The sequence below is a fragment of the Embleya sp. NPDC127516 genome (genome assembly GCF_044765325.1).
GTDB lineage: Bacteria > Actinomycetota > Actinomycetes > Streptomycetales > Streptomycetaceae > Embleya.
Map to the genome: position 1 here is coordinate 23,276 of NZ_JBIWJT010000054.1, position 23,044 is coordinate 46,319.

The 23,044-nt window shown below is 71.5% G+C and carries 19 protein-coding genes and 3 tRNA genes; 10 read left to right on the forward strand and 12 right to left on the reverse strand.

Annotation, left to right across the window (positions count from 1 at the left end):
• Window position 1: 1 nt before the first annotated feature.
• The 5 genes from ACIRL2_RS49205 to ACIRL2_RS49225 form a co-directional block, all read right to left on the reverse strand.
• A tRNA-Glu gene (locus ACIRL2_RS49205) sits at window positions 2-74 on the reverse strand.
• Window positions 75-181: 107 nt separating this feature from the next.
• Window positions 182-255, reverse strand: a tRNA-Arg gene (locus ACIRL2_RS49210).
• Between the two features lie 12 nt (window positions 256-267).
• Window positions 268-340 (reverse strand) — tRNA-Arg (locus ACIRL2_RS49215).
• A 158-nt stretch (window positions 341-498) separates the two neighbouring features.
• Window positions 499-924 (reverse strand): hypothetical protein, encoded by a 426-nt coding sequence (locus ACIRL2_RS49220; protein ID WP_402241965.1) that lies wholly within the window; start codon window positions 922-924, stop codon window positions 499-501.
• Between the two features lie 255 nt (window positions 925-1,179).
• Entirely contained in the window at window positions 1,180-1,968 is a 789-nt protein-coding gene (locus ACIRL2_RS49225; protein ID WP_402241967.1) for an aminotransferase class IV, read from the reverse strand.
• A gap of 488 nt (window positions 1,969-2,456) precedes the next feature.
• Between ACIRL2_RS49225 and ACIRL2_RS49230 the strand changes: the two genes are divergently transcribed.
• Complete coding sequence (locus ACIRL2_RS49230; protein WP_395874392.1) at window positions 2,457-2,723, forward strand: hypothetical protein; 267 nt, start codon at window positions 2,457-2,459, stop codon at window positions 2,721-2,723.
• Between the two features lie 145 nt (window positions 2,724-2,868).
• Here ACIRL2_RS49230 and ACIRL2_RS49235 read toward each other — a convergent pair whose 3' ends face one another.
• Entirely contained in the window at window positions 2,869-3,714 is an 846-nt protein-coding gene (locus ACIRL2_RS49235; protein WP_402241970.1) for an aldo/keto reductase, read from the reverse strand.
• A 246-nt stretch (window positions 3,715-3,960) separates the two neighbouring features.
• Between ACIRL2_RS49235 and ACIRL2_RS49240 the strand changes: the two genes are divergently transcribed.
• Both ACIRL2_RS49240 and ACIRL2_RS49245 read left to right on the forward strand, forming a co-directional pair.
• Window positions 3,961-5,298 carry a PLP-dependent aminotransferase family protein gene (locus ACIRL2_RS49240; RefSeq protein ID WP_395874396.1) on the forward strand — a complete coding sequence of 446 codons (1,338 nt, stop codon included), beginning with the start codon at window positions 3,961-3,963 and terminating at the stop codon, window positions 5,296-5,298.
• Between the two features lie 721 nt (window positions 5,299-6,019).
• Window positions 6,020-8,716, forward strand: a complete 2,697-nt coding sequence (locus ACIRL2_RS49245; protein ID WP_402241973.1) for a GNAT family N-acetyltransferase — start codon at window positions 6,020-6,022, stop codon at window positions 8,714-8,716.
• 273 nt (window positions 8,717-8,989) lie between these two features.
• Here the strand turns inward: ACIRL2_RS49245 and ACIRL2_RS49250 are convergent, their stop codons facing one another.
• The 4 genes from ACIRL2_RS49250 to ACIRL2_RS49265 all read right to left on the reverse strand — a co-directional run bounded on the left by ACIRL2_RS49250 (window position 8,990) and on the right by ACIRL2_RS49265 (window position 13,310).
• Window positions 8,990-9,499, reverse strand: coding sequence for a DUF1269 domain-containing protein (locus ACIRL2_RS49250; protein ID WP_395874399.1), 510 nt, complete (start codon window positions 9,497-9,499; stop codon window positions 8,990-8,992).
• Between the two features lie 573 nt (window positions 9,500-10,072).
• On the reverse strand, window positions 10,073-10,720 hold the full coding sequence (locus tag ACIRL2_RS49255) for a hypothetical protein (RefSeq protein WP_402241976.1): 648 nt from the start codon (window positions 10,718-10,720) through the stop codon (window positions 10,073-10,075).
• Window positions 10,721-11,199: 479 nt separating this feature from the next.
• Window positions 11,200-12,870, reverse strand: coding sequence for a GAF domain-containing protein (locus ACIRL2_RS49260; protein WP_402241992.1), 1,671 nt, complete (start codon window positions 12,868-12,870; stop codon window positions 11,200-11,202).
• 86 nt (window positions 12,871-12,956) lie between these two features.
• Complete coding sequence (locus tag ACIRL2_RS49265; RefSeq protein ID WP_402241977.1) at window positions 12,957-13,310, reverse strand: hypothetical protein; 354 nt, start codon at window positions 13,308-13,310, stop codon at window positions 12,957-12,959.
• A gap of 53 nt (window positions 13,311-13,363) precedes the next feature.
• On the opposite strand from ACIRL2_RS49265, the gene ACIRL2_RS49270 reads away from it, so the two are divergent.
• The 4 genes from ACIRL2_RS49270 to ACIRL2_RS49285 all read left to right on the forward strand — a co-directional run bounded on the left by ACIRL2_RS49270 (window position 13,364) and on the right by ACIRL2_RS49285 (window position 16,522).
• Window positions 13,364-14,026 carry a response regulator gene (locus ACIRL2_RS49270; RefSeq protein ID WP_395874718.1) on the forward strand — a complete coding sequence of 221 codons (663 nt, stop codon included), beginning with the start codon at window positions 13,364-13,366 and terminating at the stop codon, window positions 14,024-14,026.
• Between the two features lie 337 nt (window positions 14,027-14,363).
• On the forward strand, window positions 14,364-14,591 hold the full coding sequence (locus tag ACIRL2_RS49275; RefSeq protein WP_402241980.1) for a hypothetical protein: 228 nt from the start codon (window positions 14,364-14,366) through the stop codon (window positions 14,589-14,591).
• A complete protein-coding gene (locus tag ACIRL2_RS49280; protein ID WP_395874714.1) occupies window positions 14,581-15,711 on the forward strand; it encodes an acetate/propionate family kinase in 1,131 nt (376 codons plus the stop codon). Before ACIRL2_RS49275 ends, ACIRL2_RS49280 begins: the two co-directional genes overlap by 11 nt.
• Before the next feature lie 163 nt (window positions 15,712-15,874).
• Window positions 15,875-16,522 carry a hypothetical protein gene (locus ACIRL2_RS49285; protein ID WP_395874712.1) on the forward strand — a complete coding sequence of 216 codons (648 nt, stop codon included), beginning with the start codon at window positions 15,875-15,877 and terminating at the stop codon, window positions 16,520-16,522.
• 363 nt (window positions 16,523-16,885) lie between these two features.
• On the opposite strand, the gene ACIRL2_RS49290 is transcribed toward ACIRL2_RS49285, so the two are convergent.
• Entirely contained in the window at window positions 16,886-19,249 is a 2,364-nt protein-coding gene (locus ACIRL2_RS49290) for a phosphoketolase (protein WP_395874710.1), read from the reverse strand.
• 254 nt (window positions 19,250-19,503) lie between these two features.
• On the opposite strand from ACIRL2_RS49290, the gene ACIRL2_RS49295 reads away from it, so the two are divergent.
• The 3 genes from ACIRL2_RS49295 (at window position 19,504) to ACIRL2_RS49305 (ending at window position 22,293) form a co-directional block, all read left to right on the forward strand.
• The gene (locus ACIRL2_RS49295) at window positions 19,504-19,977 is read left to right on the forward strand and encodes a hypothetical protein (protein WP_402241984.1); all 474 of its coding nucleotides are present in this window, start codon (window positions 19,504-19,506) and stop codon (window positions 19,975-19,977) included.
• A 230-nt stretch (window positions 19,978-20,207) separates the two neighbouring features.
• On the forward strand, window positions 20,208-21,080 hold the full coding sequence (gene sigJ, locus ACIRL2_RS49300) for an RNA polymerase sigma factor SigJ (protein ID WP_402241987.1): 873 nt from the start codon (window positions 20,208-20,210) through the stop codon (window positions 21,078-21,080).
• Between the two features lie 67 nt (window positions 21,081-21,147).
• Window positions 21,148-22,293 carry an NAD(P)/FAD-dependent oxidoreductase gene (locus ACIRL2_RS49305; RefSeq protein WP_395874704.1) on the forward strand — a complete coding sequence of 382 codons (1,146 nt, stop codon included), beginning with the start codon at window positions 21,148-21,150 and terminating at the stop codon, window positions 22,291-22,293.
• 526 nt (window positions 22,294-22,819) lie between these two features.
• Here the strand turns inward: ACIRL2_RS49305 and ACIRL2_RS49310 are convergent.
• Window positions 22,820-23,044, reverse strand: a 225-nt coding sequence (locus ACIRL2_RS49310) for an ABC transporter permease (protein ID WP_402241990.1), incomplete at its 5' end; no start/stop codon positions are given.

The following is a 23,044-nucleotide window of genomic DNA, read 5'->3' on the forward strand; positions in this document are numbered from 1 at the left end:
GCCGACGTGGCGGGCCCTGCCCCCGCGCCCTCCGGGTTGAGAGCCCGGTGCTCTACTGACTGAGCTACACGTCGTGGTCGGTGTGGTCGGCACGGCGGGCACCGCGCGCCCCGCCGCTTTGTGCGGGTTACGGGCCCGGAGCTCTCCACGCCGAGCCCCGTGCCGCCACGTTCCGATGTCGCCGACGTGGCGGGTCCCGCCCCCGCGCCCTCCGGGACCGAAGCCCGGTGCTCTCTCTGACTGAGCTACACGCCGTTGCCGTGCTTGCCAACGTGGCGGGTCCCGCCCCCGCGCCCTCCGGGTCCGAAGCCCGGTGCTCTACTGACTGAGCTACACGTTGTGGTGCGCCGGCGAAGTGCCCGCCGACGAGGACGACATTAGGCCCGAGCCGCGGGCGGGGCAACGGGGTTATCCGCACGGCGCGCGGCGGCCACGGTTCGCCGCTCTCGGTACGCCGCCGCGACGGCTGCTCGGGCGACACGTCGGCCGGCGCCACGGTCAGCGCTCGCCGGCCCGGCCGCAGATCGCGCAGGGCTGGTTCGGCTGGTTGAGCAGGAACGCCCGGATCCGGGTGGAGTAGCGCGCATGCGCGTAGTTCGGCACCTGTGCGGGAAAGCCGCCGAACAGCGGACGGTGCCGGCGGTCGTTGCCCAGCCGGGCGTCCAGCCGCGCCGGCAGCCACATTCCGTGCGTCGCGAGATCCACCGGGCGCAAGCCGGCCAGCGCGGTCCGCAACTGGGCGCTCAGAACATGGCCGCGCTGCACCAGATCCGCTTCCAGCGCGGCGATCCCGCGGGCGTTCACACCCGCCTGATCCGGCCCGACCCGCTCCGCGTCGACGTACACCTGCGCCAGACGTCGTACCAGGAGGCCGTCGAGATCGTCGGCCGCGGTACTGGTATCGACTCGAACGATGCTGCGCACGCCACCACTCATGTACCGGTTACCCCCGACGAAAGACGAAGCGAGGGCGGAGAGTGGGTGCGCTGTCGATTGTCGGAGTGAGAAGGAAGCACACCGCGGAGCCGCCCCCGCACGCCGACCCTGACCTCGCTCCCCGAGTTCGCCCAAGGAATTTCCGGTCCGGTCCGGGGGAGAGCGGTGCGAGACCCGGCCCGAGGCTTCCGGGTCACGGCTGATATCGCACTCACCGACGACGGCCTTCGCACACGATGGGTGTCAGATCGGGTCCCACGCGATCGACTCGTACAGTCTGCCGAGCGTCCCCGTCAACGCGGTGTCGATCGGGATCGGCACGTCGTCGATGAGCCGAACCGGCGCGATCCCGCGCGAGTTCGTCACGAACGCGGCCCGGAACGAGCCTACGTCGGACAGGTGGACCGGGCCGCGTCGGGAGGGCAACGGCTCTGCGGAGAGCGCCCTTTCGAGCAAACCCATGGTGATGCCTTCCAGGACGGGCGCGTTCGGCCAGAGCAGCGAAGTACCGTCGAAGAACACGACGTTGGTGATCGCGCCCTCCGCGACGAGTCCGTCCGGGCCGGTCAGAAGCGCCTCGTCGAAACCCTCGCGGGCGACCTGTCGGCGGTAGTGCGCCTGCCCGAAGTCCCCGACGCGCTTGATGTGCGCGACGGAACGCAGATACGGGACGGACCGCAACGCCTGTGGCGCGGGCGGCATATCGCCGGGTGGCCGCAGGGTGACCAGGACCGCGACCGACCCGGCCTCGTCCGCGGCGAACACATGGACCCGCACCGACGCGTCGGGAACGTCGTGGGCCAGCGCGTGCCGGATGTACCGCCGGATCAGGTCCCCGTCCAGTGGGGTGCCGAACAACTCCCGGTTGGCCGCGTCGAGCCGATGGAGGTGGTCGGCGAGGCCGCGCACCCGGCCGCCGCGCACCTGCATCGCGGTGAAATGCCCGTAGCCGGCCACGGCGACGGCGTGCAGCCGTTCCACCGTGGTGGATCGGCCGTCGATCTCCACCCGTGATATCGCCGAAGCACTCATGCCGGCGACAATATCCGTCCGTCCGGGGCTTCCACTCGCGACGGCGCGGTGGTCGGCGACCTGGCCACGGGCCGGACGCACGCATGCGGATCGCCACAGCGGACAAGAACGGCACGCACACCTGTTCACCCGACGCAAGGCCGCCTCGTGGACCCCGAGCCCACACCGCCGTCGAGGCGAGGGCCACCTGAAGGGCTGACTCGTCCCGGGTATGCTCGCGGACTTCACCGTCCTGGGCGAGGATCTGCTGTCCTCGCGCCCGAACGCATCGCGGAGATCCCGATCCTTTCGACTTGGGTGGGCGCCCGGCAGGTGTGGGGCGACTGCCGTCCCGAGGAGTTCGCGGCGGCGACGCACGTGCACGATGGCGGGAGGGCCCGTCGATGTCCCCCGGTTGCCGAGCGGGCATTCCGGTCGCGGGCAGGGCCTCGCCACCCGTTCGCCCGCCCTGCGGTGCCGGATGTCAGGAACGGGCCGACCGTGGAGTTGTGAACAACCACCACGAATCACCGCACCGGTACGGCGTCGACACCCGTGTGGTCACGGTGGGCACCGTGCTCACCGCCTCGGGCTCGATCATCGCGCTGACCGGCCTGGCCATCACCGCATCCGCCCTGCTGGGCGCCGTGCGCAAACTGATCCGGGACTTGGACACCCCGCCCGGCGAAATGGCGGCCGCGAAGTTGCGGCAGGCGAAGCACGCTTCACGGGCGGGGATGGCGGCGTGGCAGGAGGCTGCGGACGGTCGTTCTTGACGGACGGTCGTTTTGACCCGACACACGCAACGAGCGAAGACGGTGGTGTTCTCGCCGGGCCCGCGGGGCCGGCGAGAACACCACCGTCTTCGGCTGAGCCGTGCTTCGCCGCCCCGCGGGTGCGAACTCGGACGTGGGCGACGCGTCACGCCGGGATGTGCCTTCGGGGGAGTGTGTTCAGGGTGTCAAGGTCGATGTCGGAGAGGTCGATCTCGGCCGCCTCCCAGTAGGCGTCCAGTTCTTGCGGTGTGCTCGGGGCGACGACGGGGAGCAGCACCGGCGAATTGCCGAGAAGCCATGCCAGTGCGATCTGGGCGGCGCTCGCTCCGTGGCGTTCGGCCACGGCGGTGACGGCCGATCTCGTCCGGGCTCCCGAACCCAGGGGCCGTCGGGGCACGAACACCAGGCGGTGGGATTCGCAGAACGCGAGAAGATCCTCCGTGGTCCGATCGGCGACGTGGTACGGGGCATGGACGGAAGAGATCTCGGTGATCGTCATGGCCCGCCGCACCTCTGCGATGCTGCTCGCCTCGACTCCGATGTGGCGTATCTTCCCCGCACGGCGCAGATCCGCCAGCACGCCGAGTCGGTCCGTCCAGGAAGGCGTCTCGGCGGGATCCGCCGCGGGCAGGCGATAAAGGTCGATCGCCTCCGTTCGCAGTCCGCGGAGGTCGGCTTCGCACTGTGTACGAAGCCGATCGGGGTGATCCGGCGCGGACGCACGACCGGTACCCGCGTTCGTGCCGCCGGCGCGGGCCGCGACCAAGAGGTGCGCCGGATAGGGGTGGAGCGCGTGAGCGACCAATTCCTCGGCGGTGTCCTCGACATCGACGAGGCGCGCCCCGCGGTCGACGGCTTGACGCAGGACGGTTCGAGCCCGTCGGCCCGCCTCGGGCGTTCTCGGAATCCCCGGGGCGGTCAGGCCCCTGGTGGACAGACCCAGACGCTGGGGCAACGGACTTCGGCCGATGGTGAAGAAGTCGGGATGCATCGTCTCCGGCCTTGTCGGAGTCGGCCGAGACGGGCACTCGCCTGGTGCGGGCTCGGGTCGTGGTGTCGACGATGTCGACGAGGTCGACGGATGGGACCGTGTCGAGGGAAACCGCGGCGGTTCCGTGTGGATCCCGCCGTGCCCCGATCACAATGCGATGCTATGCACATCCCCAACTCAGTGCAATCATCAAATTGTACTCGGTGCAATTGGGTATTAGGGAACGTGACGAGGCGGTGCACTTGCATGGAAGACTTCCGACGCGTGGCCGACGCGGTCCAGGCGGACATCGAAGCGGGGCGGCTCCGGCCCGGCGATCGACTGGCCACCCAACGGGAGTTCGCCCGCGCCCACGGCATCGCCAACTCCACCGCCGGGCGCGTATACGCCGAATTGGGTCGTCGGGGACTGATCCTCGGTGAGGTCGGCCGCGGCACCTTCGTCCGTGCCGCCGCCAAGCACCCCCTCGCACTGTCCGACCCCTCGAACGCCCCCGCCGATCTCGAGCTGAGCGTGCCCTCGGTCCCCGAGCAGTTTCCGCTGCTTGCCGAGGGCCTCGCGCGCATGCATCGGCCCGATGTCCTGCGGAACGCCCTTCTCCCCGTTGGCGTGTCCGGCACCCCGGAGGCCCGGACGGCGGCCGCGGCGACACTGGCGTGTGCCGGGTGGACCCCCGACCCCGCCGACATCCTCTTCGCGGGCAGCGGGCGCCAGGCCATCGCCGCCACCATCGCCGCGCTCGTTCCGCCCGGAGGCCGGCTCGGGGTCGAGGAACTGACCTACCCGGTGGTCCGCGCGATCGCCGCACGGCTGGGGGTGGTTCTCGTCCCCCTGGCCATGGACTTCGCCGGTGTCAGGCCCGCGGCCGTTGCCGCCGCGCACCGTTCGGCGAGACTCCAGGCGATCTATCTCCAACCGACCCTGCACAACCCGCTCTCGATCACGATGCCGGCCGAGCGGCGGAACGAACTCGCGGCCCTGGCGAACAGGTTGCACCTTCCCATGATCGAGGACGCGGTCTGGTCGCGGTTCGGCGACACCGCGTTGCCGCCGATCGCCCTCGGGGCTCCGGAGCACGCCGTCGTCATCGACAGCCTGTCCAAACGTGTGGCGCCGGGCCTGAGCATCGGGATGGCGGTCGTCCCGCACCGGATCGCCGGCGCGGTGCGCGCGTCGCTGCGAACCGGTGCGTGGACGGCCCAGCGCTACGCCCTGGAGGCGGCCACCGGGTGGATGAGCGACGGCACACTCGCCTCCGTTGTGGAGGCAAAGCGCCTGGACGCGCGCGTTCGTCAGGAAGCCGTTCGCTCCAAGCTCGCGGGTTTCCGGCTGCGGACCGCTCCCGGCGCCTACATGTGCTGGTGGGAACTACCGGAACCGTGGCGGGCGGACACGTTCGTGGCGGCGGCCGCGCGGCGGGGTATCGCGGTCACACCCGGCGCCGCCTTCGCGGTCGCGCCCGCCACCGCCCACGATGCGATCCGATTGGGACTGGCCTCCCCGACGCCGGACGCCCTGTCGGCGGCTCTGGAGGCCCTGGCGACCTTGGCCGGTTCGATCCCGGAGCACGAACCGGTCGAATAGCTTGCGACGACACTGCCGTCACCACGCACGTACCCGGGCCGACATGCTCCGATCCGAGGGGTGTGGAGGCGGTACGGTCGTGCGCATGACGACCGGCGGGGAGATTCCCGCGACCCGAGCCTTCGGGGGATCGCCCGACAGGCCGCGAGGCAGGACGCGCGGTGGGGGAACACGCCCGACTATTCCGGGCGTTCGTTGCCCGGCAGCACTCGGGACGACGCGGACGTCGAGGCCGACCTGCTGGGCGCCATGTTGTCGGACCGCACCGTGATCGATCGTGTGTACCGGCTCGTGGGCGAAGCCGACTTTTTTCGGCCTGTTGAACCGCCACATGTTTCTCTCGCTCTGCCGGGTCCACTACCGTCTGGGACGGTTCGACATGGACGTCGTCGCCGCCGAAATGGAACGCTCCCACGGCCTGCCGGGCCTCGCGGACAGCGCCTATTCGGCGGACCTGCTCGCTCGGGTGGGTATTTCCACAATGCTTGCCGCAAGCCATGCCCGGCACATCCGCGAGACCGCCGGATGGCGCCGCACGGTCGAACTCCCGAGGCCGATCGGCTGTCGGCCCCGGGACACGAACACCGCCCGTGCCGGTGGGACGCGGACAGGGCCGTTCGACCCGGGCCGCGGGAACCGGTCGGCCCTGCCTCGCGCGCGGGATCGGCGTGAGGCTGGCCGTGAGCGGCGCGGACGCGCCCCGGCGGAAGGGATCGGGTCCATGAACGAGATCGGCACACCGCGCGAGGTCTGGGTACTGGCCGTCGACGGCGAGACGGTCCTGCTGCGGCCTCCGGGACCCGAGGACCGGGACGGCGTGCTCGCGATGCATCGTGCGATGTCGGCGGAGAATCTGTACCTGCGGTTCTTCGGCACCTCGGAGACGTCGGTACGGGAGACCGCCGAGCGGGTGAGTACGCCCGGCCGGGCCGGGTGCGGTGCGCTGATCGCGCTGACCCACGACGGGAGCGAGGTCATCGGGGTCGTCGAATACAACGGCGACGCCGGCTCCGGCGAGGCGGAGCTCGCCCTGGCGGTGGCCGATGCCTGGCACGGCAGGGGGGTGGGCACCCTGCTGATCGAGCATGTGGTCACGATGGCCCGCGCGGACAAAATTCGCACGCTGGTCGCGGACACGTTGCCGTGGAATCGTCCGATGCTTCGGGTGCTGGAGCACATGGGATTGCCGGTGCGCAACCGACTCGTGGCCGGGGTGACGAGTTGCGTGATCCCGTTGGACGGCGACAGCGCCTCGACGGAGCGGTATCTGACCGCGCTGGCGCGGCGTGAGGCCCTGGCGGACGTGGCCAGTCTGGTGCCGCTGTTCGCACCTCGGTCGGTGGTGATCGCGGGCGCGGGGCATCGGGCCGACTCGGTCGGCCGGGCGCTGCTGCGCAACGTGAAGGGGACGCACTACACCGGGTCTCTGGCCGTGCTGCATCCCACCGCGACCGAGGTGGACGGGGTGCCGGCGTTCCCGACGCCGGACCTGCTTCCCGAGGTGCCCGATCTGGTGGTGGTGGCCGTTCCGGCGGACCGGGTTCCCGATCTGGTCGAGGACTGCGGGCGCGTCGGTGTACGGGCCCTGGTGGTGGTGACCTCGGGGGGTACGCCGGAGCAGGCCGCACGCGTGCATGCCTCCGTGCGCCGGCACGGGATGCGGATGGTCGGCCCGAACTGCCTGGGGATCGCGCAGACCGACCCCGCCACCGCGCTCAACGCGACGTTCGGGTGGGTGGTCCCCGCCGCCGGCAGCGCGGGTGTGGCGGTGCAGTCCGGTGGGGTGGGGATTGCGTTGACCGAGCAGTTGAACCGGCTGGGGATCGGGGTGTCCACGTTCGCGTCGCTCGGTGACAAGTACGACGTCAGCGGCAACGACATGCTGCAGTGGTGGCAGGCCGACACCCGGACCACGATGGCAATCCTGCATCTGGAGTCCTTCGGCAACCCGCGCAAGTTCTCCCGGATCGCGAGCGCCGTCGGCCGTGTCAAGCCGGTGCTCACGGTGGACGCGGGTCGCTCGGCGGCCGGGCGTCGCGCCGCGGGCTCGCACACCGCGGCGGCGGTGACGCCGACCGTGGCGCGCGGGGCGCTGTTCCGCCAGGCCGGGGTGACCGCCGTACAGACCCTGGGCGACCTGGTCGCGATCGCGGCCCTGCTGCATGCCCAACCGCTGCCCGACGGAGCATCCGTGGCGGTGATCGGCAACGCGGGCGGCGCGGGAGTGCTCGCGGCCGATGCCTGTGTGGACGCCGGCCTGGCGGTGCCGCGTTTCGGCCCCGACCTCGAAGCCGAACTCCGCGCCCTGCTGCCCGCCGGCGCCGCGTGCGCCAACCCGGTGGACACCACCGCCACCGTCGACGGCGAGACGCTGCGCCGGTGCGTGGACCGGGTGTCGGCGGCCGGTCACGTCGACGCCGTGGTCCTGGCTCTGGCGCCGACGGCCCTCGGCGACCCGCTCGGCGACATCCTCGAGGGTCCCGCCGTTCGGGACCGGCCCGTCTTGGTGATCGCCCCCGAACGTGCCGCCGCGGTGGAGTTGTTGCCCGCCGTGGGCGGCGCGGTGCCGGTGTACGGCGACGCGCGCACGGCAGCGGTCGCGCTCGCGCACGCCTACGAACGCGCGATGTGGCTGACTCGCCCCCGCGGCACGGTGCCGGCCCTGGCCGACGTCGATCGCACCGCGGCCCGTTCGCTCGCCGGCGAGTTCCTGCTGCGCGAGCCCGACGGCGGATGGCTACCGCCCGGCGAATGCGCGCGCATGTTGGGCGCGTACGGCATCGAGGTGAGCCCGTGGCGGCAGGCGTTCGACGTCGAGGAGGCGGTGGCGGTGGCGCGTGAACTCGCCCCGCTGGGCGTCGACGGAGCGGTCGTGCTCAAGGCGTACGGCCCGCACATCGTGCACAAGAGCGATGTGGGCGGCGTGCGATTGCGCCTGGTCGGCGACGACGCGGTACGTGCGGCGTTCACCGACCTGGCCAACCGGATCGGCGCGTTGATGGAGAGCGTGGTCGTCCAGCCGATGGCCGCCTCGGGGGTCGAGCTGATCGCCGGGGTGACCCAGGACGAGGTGCTGGGCCCGTTGGTGGTGTTCGGGCTGGGCGGGGTCGCCACCGACGTCCTCGCCGACCACGGTGCGCGGTTGACCCCGCTGACCGATCTGGACGCGCACTCGCTCCTGGCCGACTCACGAGGGGCCCCGTTGCTGTACGGCCATCGAGGTGGGCCGGCCGCCGACACCGCCGGGATCGAGGACGTCCTGCACCGGTTGTCCAGGCTCGCGGACGATGTGCCGCAGCTCGTGGAGGCCGACTTGAACCCCCTGGTCGCCCGCCCCGACGGCGTCACCGTCGTCGACGCCCGGATCCGATTGGCACCGCGACACGGACAGGATCCATACCTGCGGCGACTGCGCTGACCCTGGGCTCGCGGCGGATGCCCAAGCCTGACTGCGGGGGAGCCGGATACTCAGCGCGCCCGAGCGGGGCCTTGCGAAGCACGTGTCCACCGGTGGGGGCAGGCCCCGGACGCGTCGCCGGGGCGATGTTGCCGGCCCCGGCCCGGGCGAGGCGGGCGGCCTGTCCTCGGTCCGCGAGCGGGCGGAGGTGGCCGATCAGAAGACACCGGGCCTCCCGGCCGAGGCGTCGTGGTCGGCGGCGTCCCGGCCGGGAAATCCTTGTGCGAGGTCGGGTCAGGAAACTTCGGTGGTGGCGTCCCGGACGGCCTTGTCGATGTCCTTCGAGCTCACGTCGAGTTCCTTGGCCACCTTCTTCTCCGCCTTCAGCTCCGCCTTGGCCAACGCGTGCTGGAGCGTGCTCTCGCCGACGACGACCAGGGCGGCCTCGCCCTCGTCGATGAGCTCGCCGAACTCCTTCACGTCCGCACGGGACATGCCGCGCCACAGGTGGCCGCCCACCCCGCCCACGGCGGCCCCCACGGCGGCTGTGCCGATGATCGCCGGCGGGAACAGGATGCCGACGAGCGCGCCGACCGCCGCGCCGCCCCATGCGCCGTGTCGCGTGGACGTCTCGTCCTTGTTGACGTGCACCTTGCCCGCGTCGTCCTTGGTGACCACCGAAGCGTCGTAGCCGCCGACCGCACCCAGCGCGTGCAGGTCCTTCACGACGTCGTAGTCGGCCCGCGCCGCCGCCTGGTCCGGGTAGGTCCCGATGTAGATGAACACCGAGTCGGGCTTCGCCATTTCGTTGATCCCTTCCGAGGATGCCGCATCCGGGAGAACACGGCGACGACCGAGAACGCGCAGCGGTGCACGGGCGCGGGCGACGCCCGTGCCCGCAAGCCATGCGATCTTGTCCGGCAGTTCCAGCATGGGGCCCACCAGCCGGCTCGGCATCCCGCACGGCGGGCGGACGGCACGAGGAGTCGAGCGGCGGGGGCCGGCCGGCCGCGGACGCGCGGGTCCCAGGGCAAGGCGGTGGGCGGGGGCAGGGTCTGCCGCGACACGAAAGGACACCACGTTCGGCGTACTCGGAATCGTCCGTGCGCGCGTAGGTCCACCGAGGTCGAGGCGGGTGCGGCGCCCGGGATCGAGGGGGCGAGCCATTGCCGGATCGGCTCGCGCGGCTCGCCGCGTACGGGATCGGCCGAGTCGGTGTGGTGTCCGGTCGTTGCGCGGGGGTGGGTTCCTCGGCTGCGAAGGCGGTGTCCGCACGGCTTCGCCTGCCGTCGGGGTGGGATCGGATCCGGGTGGCCCGACACACGAGATTCGGCCGGGCCCGTCACGTGGACGGCGCCCGACCGGGTCGTGTGGCGATCAGAGCAGCCAGCGGTGGTCGCGGACGATCGGCAGGCGGGCCCACAGGGCACCCAGGCCGAGCCGGCTGCCGACGGCGACCGCGGCGAGGGCGATCAGGGAGATGGCGTAGATGACGTGGTAGTCGGTGAAAGGGTTCGTGGAGGAACTGGGCTTGCCGCTGTCGAGGTGCTTGGCGGGCGGCCATTCGGCGATCCACATCAACGCCATCATGGCGGTACCGGAGACGGCCGCCGGACGCAGACCGATGCCCAGAACCAGCGCGACGCCGACGCCGAGCAGACCGAGCATGAACAGCCGGTCGGCCCAGGGCTCGCCGGCCCAGTCGCGCAGGGTGCCGGCCATCGGGCCGACGTCCACGTGGGAGAGGAAACCCTTGGTGGGGGAGCCGCCGTCGAGCCAACCCTTGCCGCTCGCGGTGGCGTAGCCGAAGCCGAACGTCTTGTCCAGGAACGCCCACAGGAACACGAAGCCCAACAGGACCCGCAGTCCCGCCACGGCGACCTCGGCGTTGCGGGTGGCGGCGATCGCCGATGAGCCGGCCGAGACGTCGGGCGTGGTCTCGTCGTCCGTACGGCGGGATGCCGCGGGTGAGCGGTGCGGCAGGTGCAAGCGCGGGGACAGCCGGTGGTCGCGTGAGGTTGCCATGTCGATTCCCTCCCTGGTGGTGCCGGACCCGGTGCCCGGCGCCCGGCCACGAACGTGCCTTCCTGGGCCGTGACTTCAATGTCCCGCCTGCCCGGTGCCCGCCCCAGGGCCGACCGGCCCGACCTGTCGGGTCCAACAGCCGGTTGCCCGTGTGGCGTTGCGGGTGAGCCACGCAGGCGCCCACCGAAAAGGGGCGGTCGACCGCAATGAATCGGGGGCGGCCGCCCGCAGCCGGAATTCCAGGCCGGCCCATGCGTTCGTGCCCCGGCTGCCGATCACCACGAGCGAAGCGGGTAACGACAACACCCCGGCAGAGCCCGCCTGTTGTCCATGTCAGGGCATTCCGAAGGGCTGCCGTAGGGCCCGTTCGGCATGGGGACCGGGCCGGTCGGACCGGTCACGGCCCCGTCGGCATCGGCTGTGCGGTCGGGGGCAGATCCCGTGTCCCGTCCGAGACGAGATGGCGGCGATTGTTGGCGTCAGCCCAGCGGGACGCGCCATTCCAGGAGGGCTCCGCCGTTGGGGGCGGGCCCGAACGAGCAGGTGCCGCCGAGGGATTCGGCCCGTTCGCGCATGTTCGCCAACCCGCTGTCGCGGGTCGGGTGCGCCGGTGGGCCAACGCCGTCGTCGCGCACCCGCAGCCGCACGTGGTCGCCGTCGGTCTCGATGTGTACCTCCACCCGACTCGCGTGGGCGTGGCGGGCCGCGTTCGCGAGTGCTTCGCGCAGCACCGCGATCACCTCGGCGGCGATCGGTTCCGGTACCTGGGTGTCCAGCAGGCCGTCGACGCGCAACGTCGGTGCGAAGCCGAGCATTTCGGTGACCGCGTCGACCTCGCGCAGGCAGCGGGAACGCAGTCCGACGCCGGTGTCGCGGCCGCGGGCCTTGAGGGAGAAGATCGTCGACCGGATGACCTTGATCGTGTCGTCGAGTGCGTCGACGGCGGATTCGACGCGCTCGAGGGCTTCGGGGTGGTCGATGAAGCGTGTCGCGCTCTGGAGGGTCATGCCGGTGGCGAACAGGCGTTGGATGGCCAGGTCGTGCAGGTCTCGGGCGATGCGGTCGCGGTCCTGCAACACCGTCAGGAGTTCGGCGTCGCGGCGGCGTTCCGCGATCTCCAGGGCCAGTGCCGCGTGGTCGGCGAAGCCGGTGACCATGCGCACCACCGCGTCCGACAACTGCGGCCGCTCCACTCGGTTGGCGACCTGAAGCACACCTCGGATGCGCTCGTGGGTGCCCAGCGGCAGCAGGAACGCCGAACCGAGATCGGAACCCGCGGCAGTGGCCACCACCGCACCCGGATCGTGGCCGATGTCGGTGCTGACGATCGTCTCGCCGGAGCTGAACACCTTGCCCATCAGGGTGCTCCCGCCGGACAGGACCAAGCCGCGGACGCGGTCCGCCAAGGGGCCCGAGGCGGCCTCGACGACCAGATCGTCCGTCCCGTGTACCGGCACGGCCAAGGTCACCAGGTCGGCGTCGGCCATGTCCCGGATGGTGCTGGTGAACGTGCGCAGGACGTCGGTGGGGGCGTTGCCGGAGAGCAGGCTCCGGGTCAGCTCCGAGCTTGCGCCGAGCCAGCGTTCGCGGCGGCGGACGTCGTCGTACAGGCGGGCGTTGTCGATCGCGACGCCGGCCGCCGCCGCGAGCGTGCGCAGGACCGCCTCGTCCTCCTCGTCGAAGTCCGCCCCGCCGCGTTTCTCGGTGAGGTAGAGGTTGCCGAAAACGGTGTCGCGGATGCGGATCGGCACGCCCACGAAGGTGTTCATCGGCGGGTGGCCGGCCGGGAAGCCGAACGAATCGGGGTGTTCGGACAGGTCGTGCAGGCGCAGCGGATGCGGGTCGCGGATGATCAGCCCCAGGATGCCGCGCCCGGTGGGGAACGGGCCGATCTTCAGGATGGTCTCCGGATCCATGCCCACGGGCAGGAACCGGGCGAGTCGTTCCTCGTCGCCGATCACCCCGAGGGCGCCGTACCGGGCGTCGACCAGGGTCACCGCCGACTCCACGATTCGGCGGAGCACGGTCTCCAGGTCCAGGTCGCTGCCGACGGACAGGACGGCCTCCAGCAGCCCGTTCACCCGATCCCGGGTCGCGCGGACCACCTCCACGTGCGCCTGGAGCTCGTCCAGCAGCTCGTCCAGGCGCATACGCGGCAGTGCCGGTCGCTCGTCCGACGCCACAACCACTCCTCCAAGCATCGGTTACCCGCGGAAACGCTTTCGGGCCCATGGTGTCAAACCCTGGTGGGCCCGTCTGCCCCTCGCCACATGGACACCATCGTGATTCCGGGTAGCGGCGTCGTCGAGGGGATCGGGTGCTCGGTCCGATCCGCGACCTCGCCGCGGTGTGGGCCCTGGATCCGCCGGGTCTCGAACAGCACACCGCCGGACACGCCCTCGCCGGGACCGAGACCACCTTCGTCGTCCCCGAAACCGACGTGATCGCGGCAGGGGAGGAACTCCTGAAGCACCGCCGCGACGCCCTGTTCGTCGTGGACGCGGACGGCACGGTGATCCGCGTCCCGACCGGCCGCGATCTGTCGACCGTTCTGCCGGGGCTGCACCGCCCGCGCTACGGTGACGGGCACGGGCGTCTTCGACGTCCGACCATGGAGTCACGACTGACCTTCGGAGGAGGGCCGTGCCGACACCGCCCATTCGCGTGTTCCTGCTCGACGACCACGAGGTGGTCCGCAGGGGCCTCGCCGACCTGCTCGGTGGCGAATCCGACATCGAGATCGTGGGCGAGTCGGGCTCCGCCGCCGAGGCCACGCGGCGCATCCCGGCGCTGCGTCCGGACGTCGCGATCCTGGACGGACGCCTGCCCGACGGCAGCGGCATCGACGTGTGCCGCGAGGTGCGTTCCCGCTTTCCCGAGATCAACGCGCTGATCCTGACCTCCTACGACGACGAGGACGCGCTGTTCGCGGCGATCATGGCGGGCGCGGCCGGCTACGTGCTCAAGCAGGTCCGCGGACAGGACCTGATCGCGGCCGTGCGTGCGGTGGCCGCCGGCCAATCCTTGCTGGACCCGGCGGTGACCACGCGCGTCCTGGATCGGGTACGCAAGGGACCCACCGCCGAACCCGGCCCCACCGGGCTGAGCGAACGCGAGAAGCAGGTGCTGGAGCACATCGCGCAGGGCCAGACGAATCGCGAGATCGCCGAGAGCCTCGGCCTGGCGGAAAAGACCATCAAGAACTACGTCTCGGCGGTACTGAGCAAGCTCGGCTTGGAGCGCCGCGTCCAGGCCGCCGTCTACGCGACCGAGTTGCACCAGGACGCCGAGCGACACAGGACCTGAGACGACGGGCCCGAGTGCCCCGGCGGACGCGTCGATGTCCTCGGAGCCGACAGCGGGTCCGAGGACGTCCGGGTTCGGCGCGCCGGTCCGTATGGGCGGGCGGACACCTTCAGCGTGCCGCCGCCGATCCCGGGTAGGGCCGCGCTACCCGAGGCGCAGGGCCGTTCGGCCCGGGCGTGCCGGCGTGAAGTGCGCTGTCCTGGGAAGCGTCTCGATGCCCGGATCTCAGGAGGCGGTTGCCGTGTTCCTCTTCGCACACCCCGGAACGACCCCCACGTCCGCGCGCCGTCGCCTCGTCGGTCGCCGCACGAAGGCGTGCACGCTGTACTTGCGCTCGATGGACATCGGACTCCCACCGGGCGCGGCCACCTCGTCGCCGGTGCTGATGTCCCTGGTCCTGGCCGACCTCGAATGGTGCGTACGCGAAGCCGAAACGCACGCCGCACGGCGCCCGTGGTGGCGACCCGTCGCGCGTTGGTACGGGCGTCCGATGGACGCGGCACTCGCCGCCGATCGCGAGCGGCTGCGCGCCCTGGCCGACACGGTGGTGCGCGATGCCTGCTGACGCAGCCTCTTCCACGAGCGCCGTCGCCTGCGGGCGTGTCCTGGTCGTCAACGCCGGCTCGTCCAGCCTGAAGCTGTCGGTCGTCGAGCCGGACGACACCATCGCGTGCACCTCGAACCTGAGCTGCGCCGAAACGATTCCACCCGAGGAGATCGCCGAGTTCGTGCGCGCGGCCGGGACCGTCGACGCCGTCGGACACCGGATCGTGCACGGCGGCGCGGAGTTCACCGGCCCGGCACGACTGGATCCGCGGGTGTACGCGCGGATCGCCGCGCTGCGCCCGCTCGCGCCTCTGCACCAAGGCCGGGCGATCGCCGGCATCGACGCGATCGGTGAGCTGTGTCCGGAACTGCCCGCGGTCGCCTGCTTCGACACCGCCTTCCACCACACGCTCCCCGCCGAGGCGAGCACCTACGCGCTCCCCGAGGCGTGGCGCGCCGAATGGGGCCTGCGCCGCTACGGCTTCCACGGGCTCTCGCACGCGTACGCCGGGGCCCGAGCATGCGAACTGACCGGTCTGGAACCCTCGTCGGCGCGTGTGGTCAGCTGCCATCTCGGCGCCGGGGCGTCGCTGGCCGCGATCCGGGGCGGGATCTGCGTCGACACCACGATGGGCTTCACGCCGACCGAGGGCCTGGTGATGGCCACCCGCGCCGGCGACCTGGACCCGGGCATGCTCGTGTGGCTGCTTCGTAACGGCATCGAACTGGACGAGCTCGAGCGGGTGTTGGAGCACGGGGCGGGCCTGAGCGCGCTGGCCGGGCACGGCGGCGACATGCGCGCGATCCGGACGGACGCCGACGCGGGAGATCCACGCGCCCGGCTCGCGCGCGGGATCTACGCCTATCGGGTGCGCACCAGGATCGCCGCCATGGCCGCCGCGATGGGCGGCCTGGACGTCCTGGTCTTCACCGGCGGTGTGGGCGAGCACGACGACACGCTGCGCGCCGACGTCGCCGCCGAACTGCGCTTCCTGGGGGTGCGTGTGAACCTCGAGGCCAACGCCCGGACACGGGCCGATGCCGAGATCGGCGAGGCGGGCGCGCAGGTACGCACCGTGGTCGTCACCGCCGGCGAGGATGTGTGGATCGCGCGCGAAACCCGCGAGGCGGCGAGCTGAAGCCTGCGGCGCCACGGTGCGCGCCACCCGGAGTGGGCCGGCGCGCGCGCACACGCGAGGGGGCGGGCCGCAGGTCCGAACGAGTCATCCCCGGAGAGGCGTTCGGCCCTGTCCCGATCCCCGGGGGAGCGGACAGTCTGGGACGCGACCCAGGGGAGGGATCGTGCACCGACGGGGACTGAAGATCGTGATCACCGAGTCGCACTCGGGCGGATGCCGGCAGGTGGCGACGGATCTGGCCGAGGCCGGACACACCGTGCTGCGCTGTCACGAGAAACCGGGGGCGGAACCGGAGGAGCCCTGTGTGGCGTGGGCGGCCGGACGCGGTTGTCCCCTGCTCGCCCCGGACATCGACGTCGTCGTGGACGTGCGCGCGAACGCGGGGCCGCGGACCGAGCGCGAGCAGGGGGCGATGTGCGCGCTCGTGGCCGGAGTTCCACTGGTGGTCTGCGGACCCGTCGACACACACGACGCGATGCTCGCGCGCGCGGACGTCGTGTGTCGCCGAACCGACGTCGAGTCGGCCTGTCGCACGGCGTTCTCCCCGGTGGGCCCCACCGCCCACCGCGTGGTGACCCGGGCCGTGTCCCTCGCGCTCGCCGGCGTGACCGCCCCCGCCGACGTGCACGTCGACCTGACGGTGCGCGAGGGCATGGTCCTCGCGGACGTCACGGTCGGGGCGTCCCCGACGGCCACCGCCGTCCGCCGCGTCCGAGGTGCCGTTCGACGGGCCCTGGCCCCCTTCACGCCGACGTGGCCGTACACACCCGTGACGCTGTACCACCGAACGCCGACGGCCGGTCGTGGGTGACCGCGGGGTGCCTTGCCGTGCAACCTCCGCGGCGGCAGGGAGCTTTCGGCCCCGCGAGGGCCCGACGGTCAACCCCCGGGGAGCGGCGACAGCCGGTCGCCGCTTCGTGGCGTGACTGTTTCCGCCGAACGCCCGAACCCGATCACCGGGTTCGCACGTTCGGCGGTGCGCGGGATCAGGCGTTCGGCGTGGGGACGAATACCACCGGGGGTGCTGCCGTGGCGCAGGCAGTACCCGCCGATGGGGCCGGCGGAGCAGCCGGCGGCCGGGTGTCGGGCGGGACCACGTGCCGGGGCCCGCGAAGGACTCGGCGACGCGTCCCGATGCGGGTGGCGCGGACTCCGGTGCGGGCCCCGGCGTGGGTCAGCGGCCGGCAGGCGGGTCGTTCGGCCAGGTCCAGTCGCGGACTTCGGGCATGTCCTCGCCGTGGTCGAGGATCCAGGCGTGGTGCCGGGTGCGTGCGTCGGCCATGGCCTGACGCACCGTCGCGGCGCGCGAACCCAGTCCGGGGACGCGGTCGATCACGTCGATCACGCGTTGGTAGCGGTCCATGTCGTTGAGGACGACCATGTCGAACGGGGTCGTCGTGGTGCCGTATTCCTTATATCCGCGTACGTGCAGTTGGTCGTGGTTGTGGCGGCGGTAGGCGAGGCGATGGATCAGCCACGGGTAGCCGTGGTAGGCGAAGATGACCGGAACGTCCGTGCCGAACAGCGCGTCGTACTCCGTGTCGGGCATGCCGTGCGGGTGTTCGCTCTCGGGGGTCAGCCGCATCAGGTCGACCACGTTGACCACGCGCACCCGCAGCTCGGGCAGGTGTCGGCGGAGCAGGTCGACGGCGGCGAGGGTTTCCAGGGTGGGTACATCTCCGGCGCAGGCCAGGACCACCTGCGGGTCGCCGTCGTCGTTGGAGGCCCATTCCCAGACCCCGGCTCCGCGGGTGCAGTGCAGGACGGCCTCGTCCATGGTGAGCCAGTCGGGGTTGGGCGTCTTGCCGGCGACGATCACGTTGACCAGGCCGCGGCTGCGCAATACGTGGTCGCTCACCGAGAGCAGGGTGTTGGTGTCCGGCGGCAGGTAGACGCGGACGACCTCGGGTCGTTTGTTGATCACGTTGTCGACGAAGCCGGGGTCCTGGTGGGAGAAGCCGTTCTGGTCCTGGCGCCAGACGTGGGAGGTGAGGAGGTAGTTGAGCGAGGCGATGGGTGGGCGCCAGCCGATCTCGCGACAGGCGTGCAGCCATTTGGCGTGCTGGTTGAACATGGACGAGACGATGTGGGTGAAGGCTTCGTAGCAGGAGAAGACGCCGTGCCGCCCGGTCAGGAGATAGCCCTCGAGCATGCCCTGGCAGGTGTGTTCGGAGAGGATCTCCACGACCCGGCCGTCGGGCGCCAGGTGGGTGTCGAGGTCGGTGATCGGTTCCTGCCAGGCCTTGGCGGTCGCACCGTAGACGGCGCCGAGTCGGTTGGACTCGGTCTCGTCCGGGCCGAACAGCCGGAAGTCGCGTCGGGTCGCCGTGCGGGCGAAGACTTCGCGCAGGTACTCGCCCAGGGCCCGGGTCGGCTCCGACGAGGACGCGCCGGGTTCGACCACCTTGACGGCGAAGGCGTTCGGGTCGGGCAGCGGCAGGTCCCGCAGTACGGTGCCCCCGTTGGCCTCGGGTACGGCGCCCAGGCGGGTGTCGCCGGCGGGCACGTTGGCGAGCACGATCGGGGTGGGCCGGCCGCCCTCGTCGAAGAGTTCGTCGGGCCGGTAGGAGCGCATCCACGTCTCGAGCAGGGCCAGGTGCTCGGGGTTCTCGCGTACTCCTGCCAGTGGAACCTGGTGCGAGCGCCACGTGCCCTCGACGGGCAGGTCGTCCACGGCAACCGGTCCGGTCCAGCCCTTGGGGGTGCGCAGGACGAGCACCGGCCACCTCGGGCGCCCCTGCGCGGTCGCCTTGAGCCGGGTGATGTCGTCGAGCGCCTCCTCCAGCGCGGCGGCGAACGCGGCATGTACGCGGGCGGGTTCGTCGCCCTCGACGTGGATGGGGCGCCATCCGTAGCCGGTCAGCAGCGCGTCCAGTTCCTCGCGCGGCATCCGGGCGAGGAGCGTCGGGTTGGCGATCTTCCAGCCGTTCAGGTGCAGGATCGGCAACACCGCGCCGTCGGTACGGGGGCTGAGGAACTTGTTGCCGTGCCAGGACGCGGCGAGCGGCCCGGTCTCGGCCTCGCCGTCGCCGATCACACACGCCACGACCAGATCGGGGTTGTCGAAGGCGGCGCCGAAGGCGTGCGAGAGGCTGTAGCCGAGTTCGCCGCCCTCGTGGATGGAGCCCGGTACGCCGGGGGCGATGTGGCTGGGGACGCCGCCCGGATAGGAGAACTGGCGGAAGAGCGCGACCATGCCGTCCGCGTCTTGGGGGACGTTCGGGTAGCGCTCGCTGTAGGTGCCGTCCAGCCACGACGCGGCGAGTGCGGAGGGGCCGCCGTGGCCGGGGCCGGTGACGTGCAGGGCGTGCGTGCCGCGTTCGCGGATGACCCGGTTCAGGTGGGCGTAGATCAGGTTCAGGCCGGGGGAGGTGCCCCAGTGCCCGAGCAGGCGCGGCTTGATGTGTTCGGGGCGCAGGGGTTCGGTCAGAAGCGGGTTCCCACTCAGGTAGATCTGGCCCACCGCGAGGTAGTTCGCCGCCCGCCACCATGCGTCGACCGTGGTCAGGTCCGGACTTTCGGGAATCGCCATCGTCATCGGTCTTCCTCTCGTGCGTCGTCTGAACTCCGCTCGTTCCCACGCTCGCGCCGACCACGCGTGGCGTGAAGGGCCGAACGGCCCTACGGCACAAAGCCGTCAGGGACTGTCGGGGGAGGCGGCCGAACCTGTGCTCCCGCGTTTCGCGCCCAAATTGAGGTCGAGACCTGTCCGGCTTCACCAGGCGGGTCGGGACGCCGGCCGCCCGCGAGGCCGTCGGGTGGGTGGTGCGTCGGCCGGTCGAGCCCGGCCGCTTGCGTGACCTTCGTGACTTCACGAGCTTCACGGTCTACGACATGCCCGCCGGCGTCTGGGTGCCTTGCTTCAAGGCCGGACCGGCACGGAACCCCGCCGGCACGTTCGGCGTCGGGTACGAAAGCACCGGCCACTGCGGTCTCGGCCGCTGGCACGCCTCGTTCACGGCCGCCTACGCATGGGACGGCACAGCCTGGCGCGGCGCCTGGGTGGGTTCCAACAACGAGTGGCTCCCCGCCCCTTCGGCCGCCTCCACCGACAGCCCCTCCGCGAGCAGCACGCCGAAGCCGAAGATCAGCGCAGCCGACGCCCTCAAGCGCGGCGAGGTACGCCTGGGCAGCCCCGATGGCCCCAAGGTCACGGCCGCCGAACTCCACAAGCCGCCCTCCGTACGCGGCGACGCGCCCGTCGAGCCCGTCGAGCCCGTGGCCTCCGACGGCACACACACCGTGTGGACGCTCACCGCACGATAGGGACCACCGAAAGCCGCGCGGCCCCGGCCCTCGCCGGGGCCGCGCGTGGTTGGACACGGCGCTCCGGGAGAACACCGGGCTGCACGCGCAACTGCTCAGCCGGCCCGAATCCCTCCGTACCCGCGGCGGGCTTCGCGCCGGCGTGGCCGACCCCGGCCCGGGATGGGGGAGTGGCTTGCCTAGGATCGCAGGTCCAGCACCGAACCGATCCGAAGGACAGGGAGACCGGGTTGGAACTCACCGGCACGTTGACGGAGACCGACTGGGAGTCGCATCGCCCTGCGGTCTTCGGGGCGGCCTACCGGATCCTGGGTACGGTCGCGGATGCCGAGGATGTGGCGCAGGAGGTCTGGTTGCGCAGTGCCGCCGAGGATGTGTCCGAGGTGCGGAATCTGCGGGCCTGGCTGGTGACGATGGCCGCCCGAATGTCGTTCAACGTGCTGAAATCCGCGCGGGTCCGACGCGAGTGCTACGTGGGTCCATGGCTGCCCGAGCCGCTGGTGACCGGCCCGGACGCCTCCGTCGGGGTGCTCATGGACGAGTCGGTGGGCACCGCGATGCTGGTGGTGATGGAGACGCTTTCTCCCGCCGAACGCGTCGCACTGGTCCTGCATGACGTCTTCGACTTCCCGTTCGCCAGGATCGCCGAGGTGCTCGGTGGTACACCCGCCGCCGGCCGCAAGCTCGCCTCCCGTGCGCGGGCGCGGGTCGCCGAGGTTCGGGAGCGGCCCCGGGCGAGCAAGGCCGAGACCGAACGCGTCCTCAAAGCGTTCAAGGCCGCGGCCGACGCGGGGGATATTGCCGAACTTGTCGGATTGTTGGATCCCGACGCCGTCTACATCGCGGACGGCGGAGGCAAGGCGACCGCCGCGCGCAGGCCGGTTCACGGCGCCGAGACGATCGCACTGCTCGCGGTCGGGCAGATCCGGATCAGGCGCCCGGACGCGTTCCGGATCCTCGAGGTGAACGGGCACCCGGCCCTGGTCACCTACAGCGGCGGTGAACCGGTCTGGCTCGACACCGTGGAAGTCGCCAACGGACGGATCACGACGTTCAGAAGGCTCGTCAATCCCGAGAAGCTCGCCCGCGTCGGTCACATCTGAACCCGCTGTCTTGTCTCCCTGCCGAAGCCCCTCCATGAGGGGACGACGCACGAGAGAGGACGACGGGATGGCACACGTGGTGATCATCGGGGGCGGTTTCGCGGGTGTGTGGAGCGCGGCGGGAGCGGCACTGGCACGCGGGGACGCGGACCTGCGCATCACCCTCGTCGCGCCCAACGAGCACTTGGTGCTCCGGCCGCGCCTGTACGAGCCGGAGCCGGATCTGGCCAAGGTGGAGCTCGCCAGGATCCTGGATCCGATCGGCGTCCGCCATGTGCGGTCCCGGGTCGACGCGATCGACACCGATCGCCGCGTGCTGGTGGCCGACGGCGAGGAGATCGCCTACGACCGCCTGGTGCTGGCTGCCGGCAGCAAACTCGTCACGCCGAAGGACCTGCCCGGCGCCGAACGGCTTTTCGACATCGACACCCTGGACGGCGCCCGGCGACTCACCGACCATCTGCGCGACCGCGCGGACTACTCCGCCGTCGTGGTCGGCGCCGGCTTCGTCGGCTTGGAGGCCGCGACCGCACTGGCCGCCCGAGGCCGGGTGTTGCTGGTGGACCGATCGGAGGTGGTCGCCGACCAACTCGGTCCCGGCCCGCGCGAGGAGATCGAGGCGGCGTTGGACAAGCTGGGCATCGAACGCCGCCTGGAGACCACGGTCACCGAGGTCGGAGCAAGCCATGCCGTCCTCGCCGACGGCACCCGGGTCGAGGCGGACGCGGTGGTCTGGTGCGTGGGGATGAAGGCCGGCGAACTGACCCGGCAGATCTCCGCCGAGCTCGACGACCTCGGCCGGGTGCCGGTGGACCATCGGCTGCGCGCGCTTCCCGACGTGTTCGTCGCCGGGGACACGGCCGCGGCGGCGTACGACGCCGAGCACACGGTCATGCAGGCATGCCAACACGCCACCCCGCTCGGCAAGGTCGCCGGGTACAACGCGGCGGCCGACCTGCTGGACCTGCCACTGCGCGACTTCACCCCCGGCCCGTACGTCACCTGCCTGGACCTGGGCGGCGCCGGCGCGATCTTCACCCGGGGCTGGGACCGCAAGGTGATGGCCTCGGGCGCGGACGGCGCGGCCATCAAGGCATGGATCAACCAGGCCATCCACCCACCGGTCGACGACGCCTCCGCCATCCTCGCCGCCGCCGACCGCGTCTACCTCGAACTCCCCTTCTTTCCCCGCCCGGAGGAGAACGCCGCCTAGGTGTATGGCCCACGGAGATTGAGAACGAGGCCGTCGCCGGGCCGGGTCTCCCAGTCGTCCAGCCAGGCGCTCGCCCCTCGCTCGAAGCGCGCGCGCCCCAGGGCTCGACAAGCCTCCCAAGCCGAAGCCACGATCGGCAGGAATCGGCGTTGGGGGGCATCCCCCCGCGAGCGCCGGAGCCGATTCGGACGTCGCACGTAGCGAAGCCGCCCGATCGCGGATGGTGGAATCCACGAACGGGCGGCTTCAACGGAGGGCGCTTCGGGTCGAGGGCGATCGCGACTGGCTGCGGACGGCTGTACCGAAGTGCAATCGGCGCCGGACGACACCCCGATGGGATCGAAACGGGCCGGGTCGAGCCGAACGCGGTACGGATCCGAGCCGGGTCGGTGCCGGGCCGATACCGAATCGGTGCCGATCAGTGCCGATCAGTGCCCAGCCGGTGCCCGGACTCTGCCGAGGTTCCGTCCGGACGACATCCGGACCCGATCCGGCCGGCTCGGCCGATCCCGCCCGTGTCCGGTCCTCAGCCCGAGTTCAGTGCTTCGGTGGGTGGTAGTCGTGCCGCGCGGCCGGCCGGGTACAGGCCGGCGAGTGCGCCGATGGCGATGGATGCGGCGACGCCGCCGAGGATGGCGGGCCAGGGGAGTACGAGTGGCCATCCCTGTGCGTGGGCGTACCCGCTCGTGACGATCAACCCGAGCAGTACGCCCGCCACGCCGCCCAGGCCGGACAGCGTCACCGCCTCGGT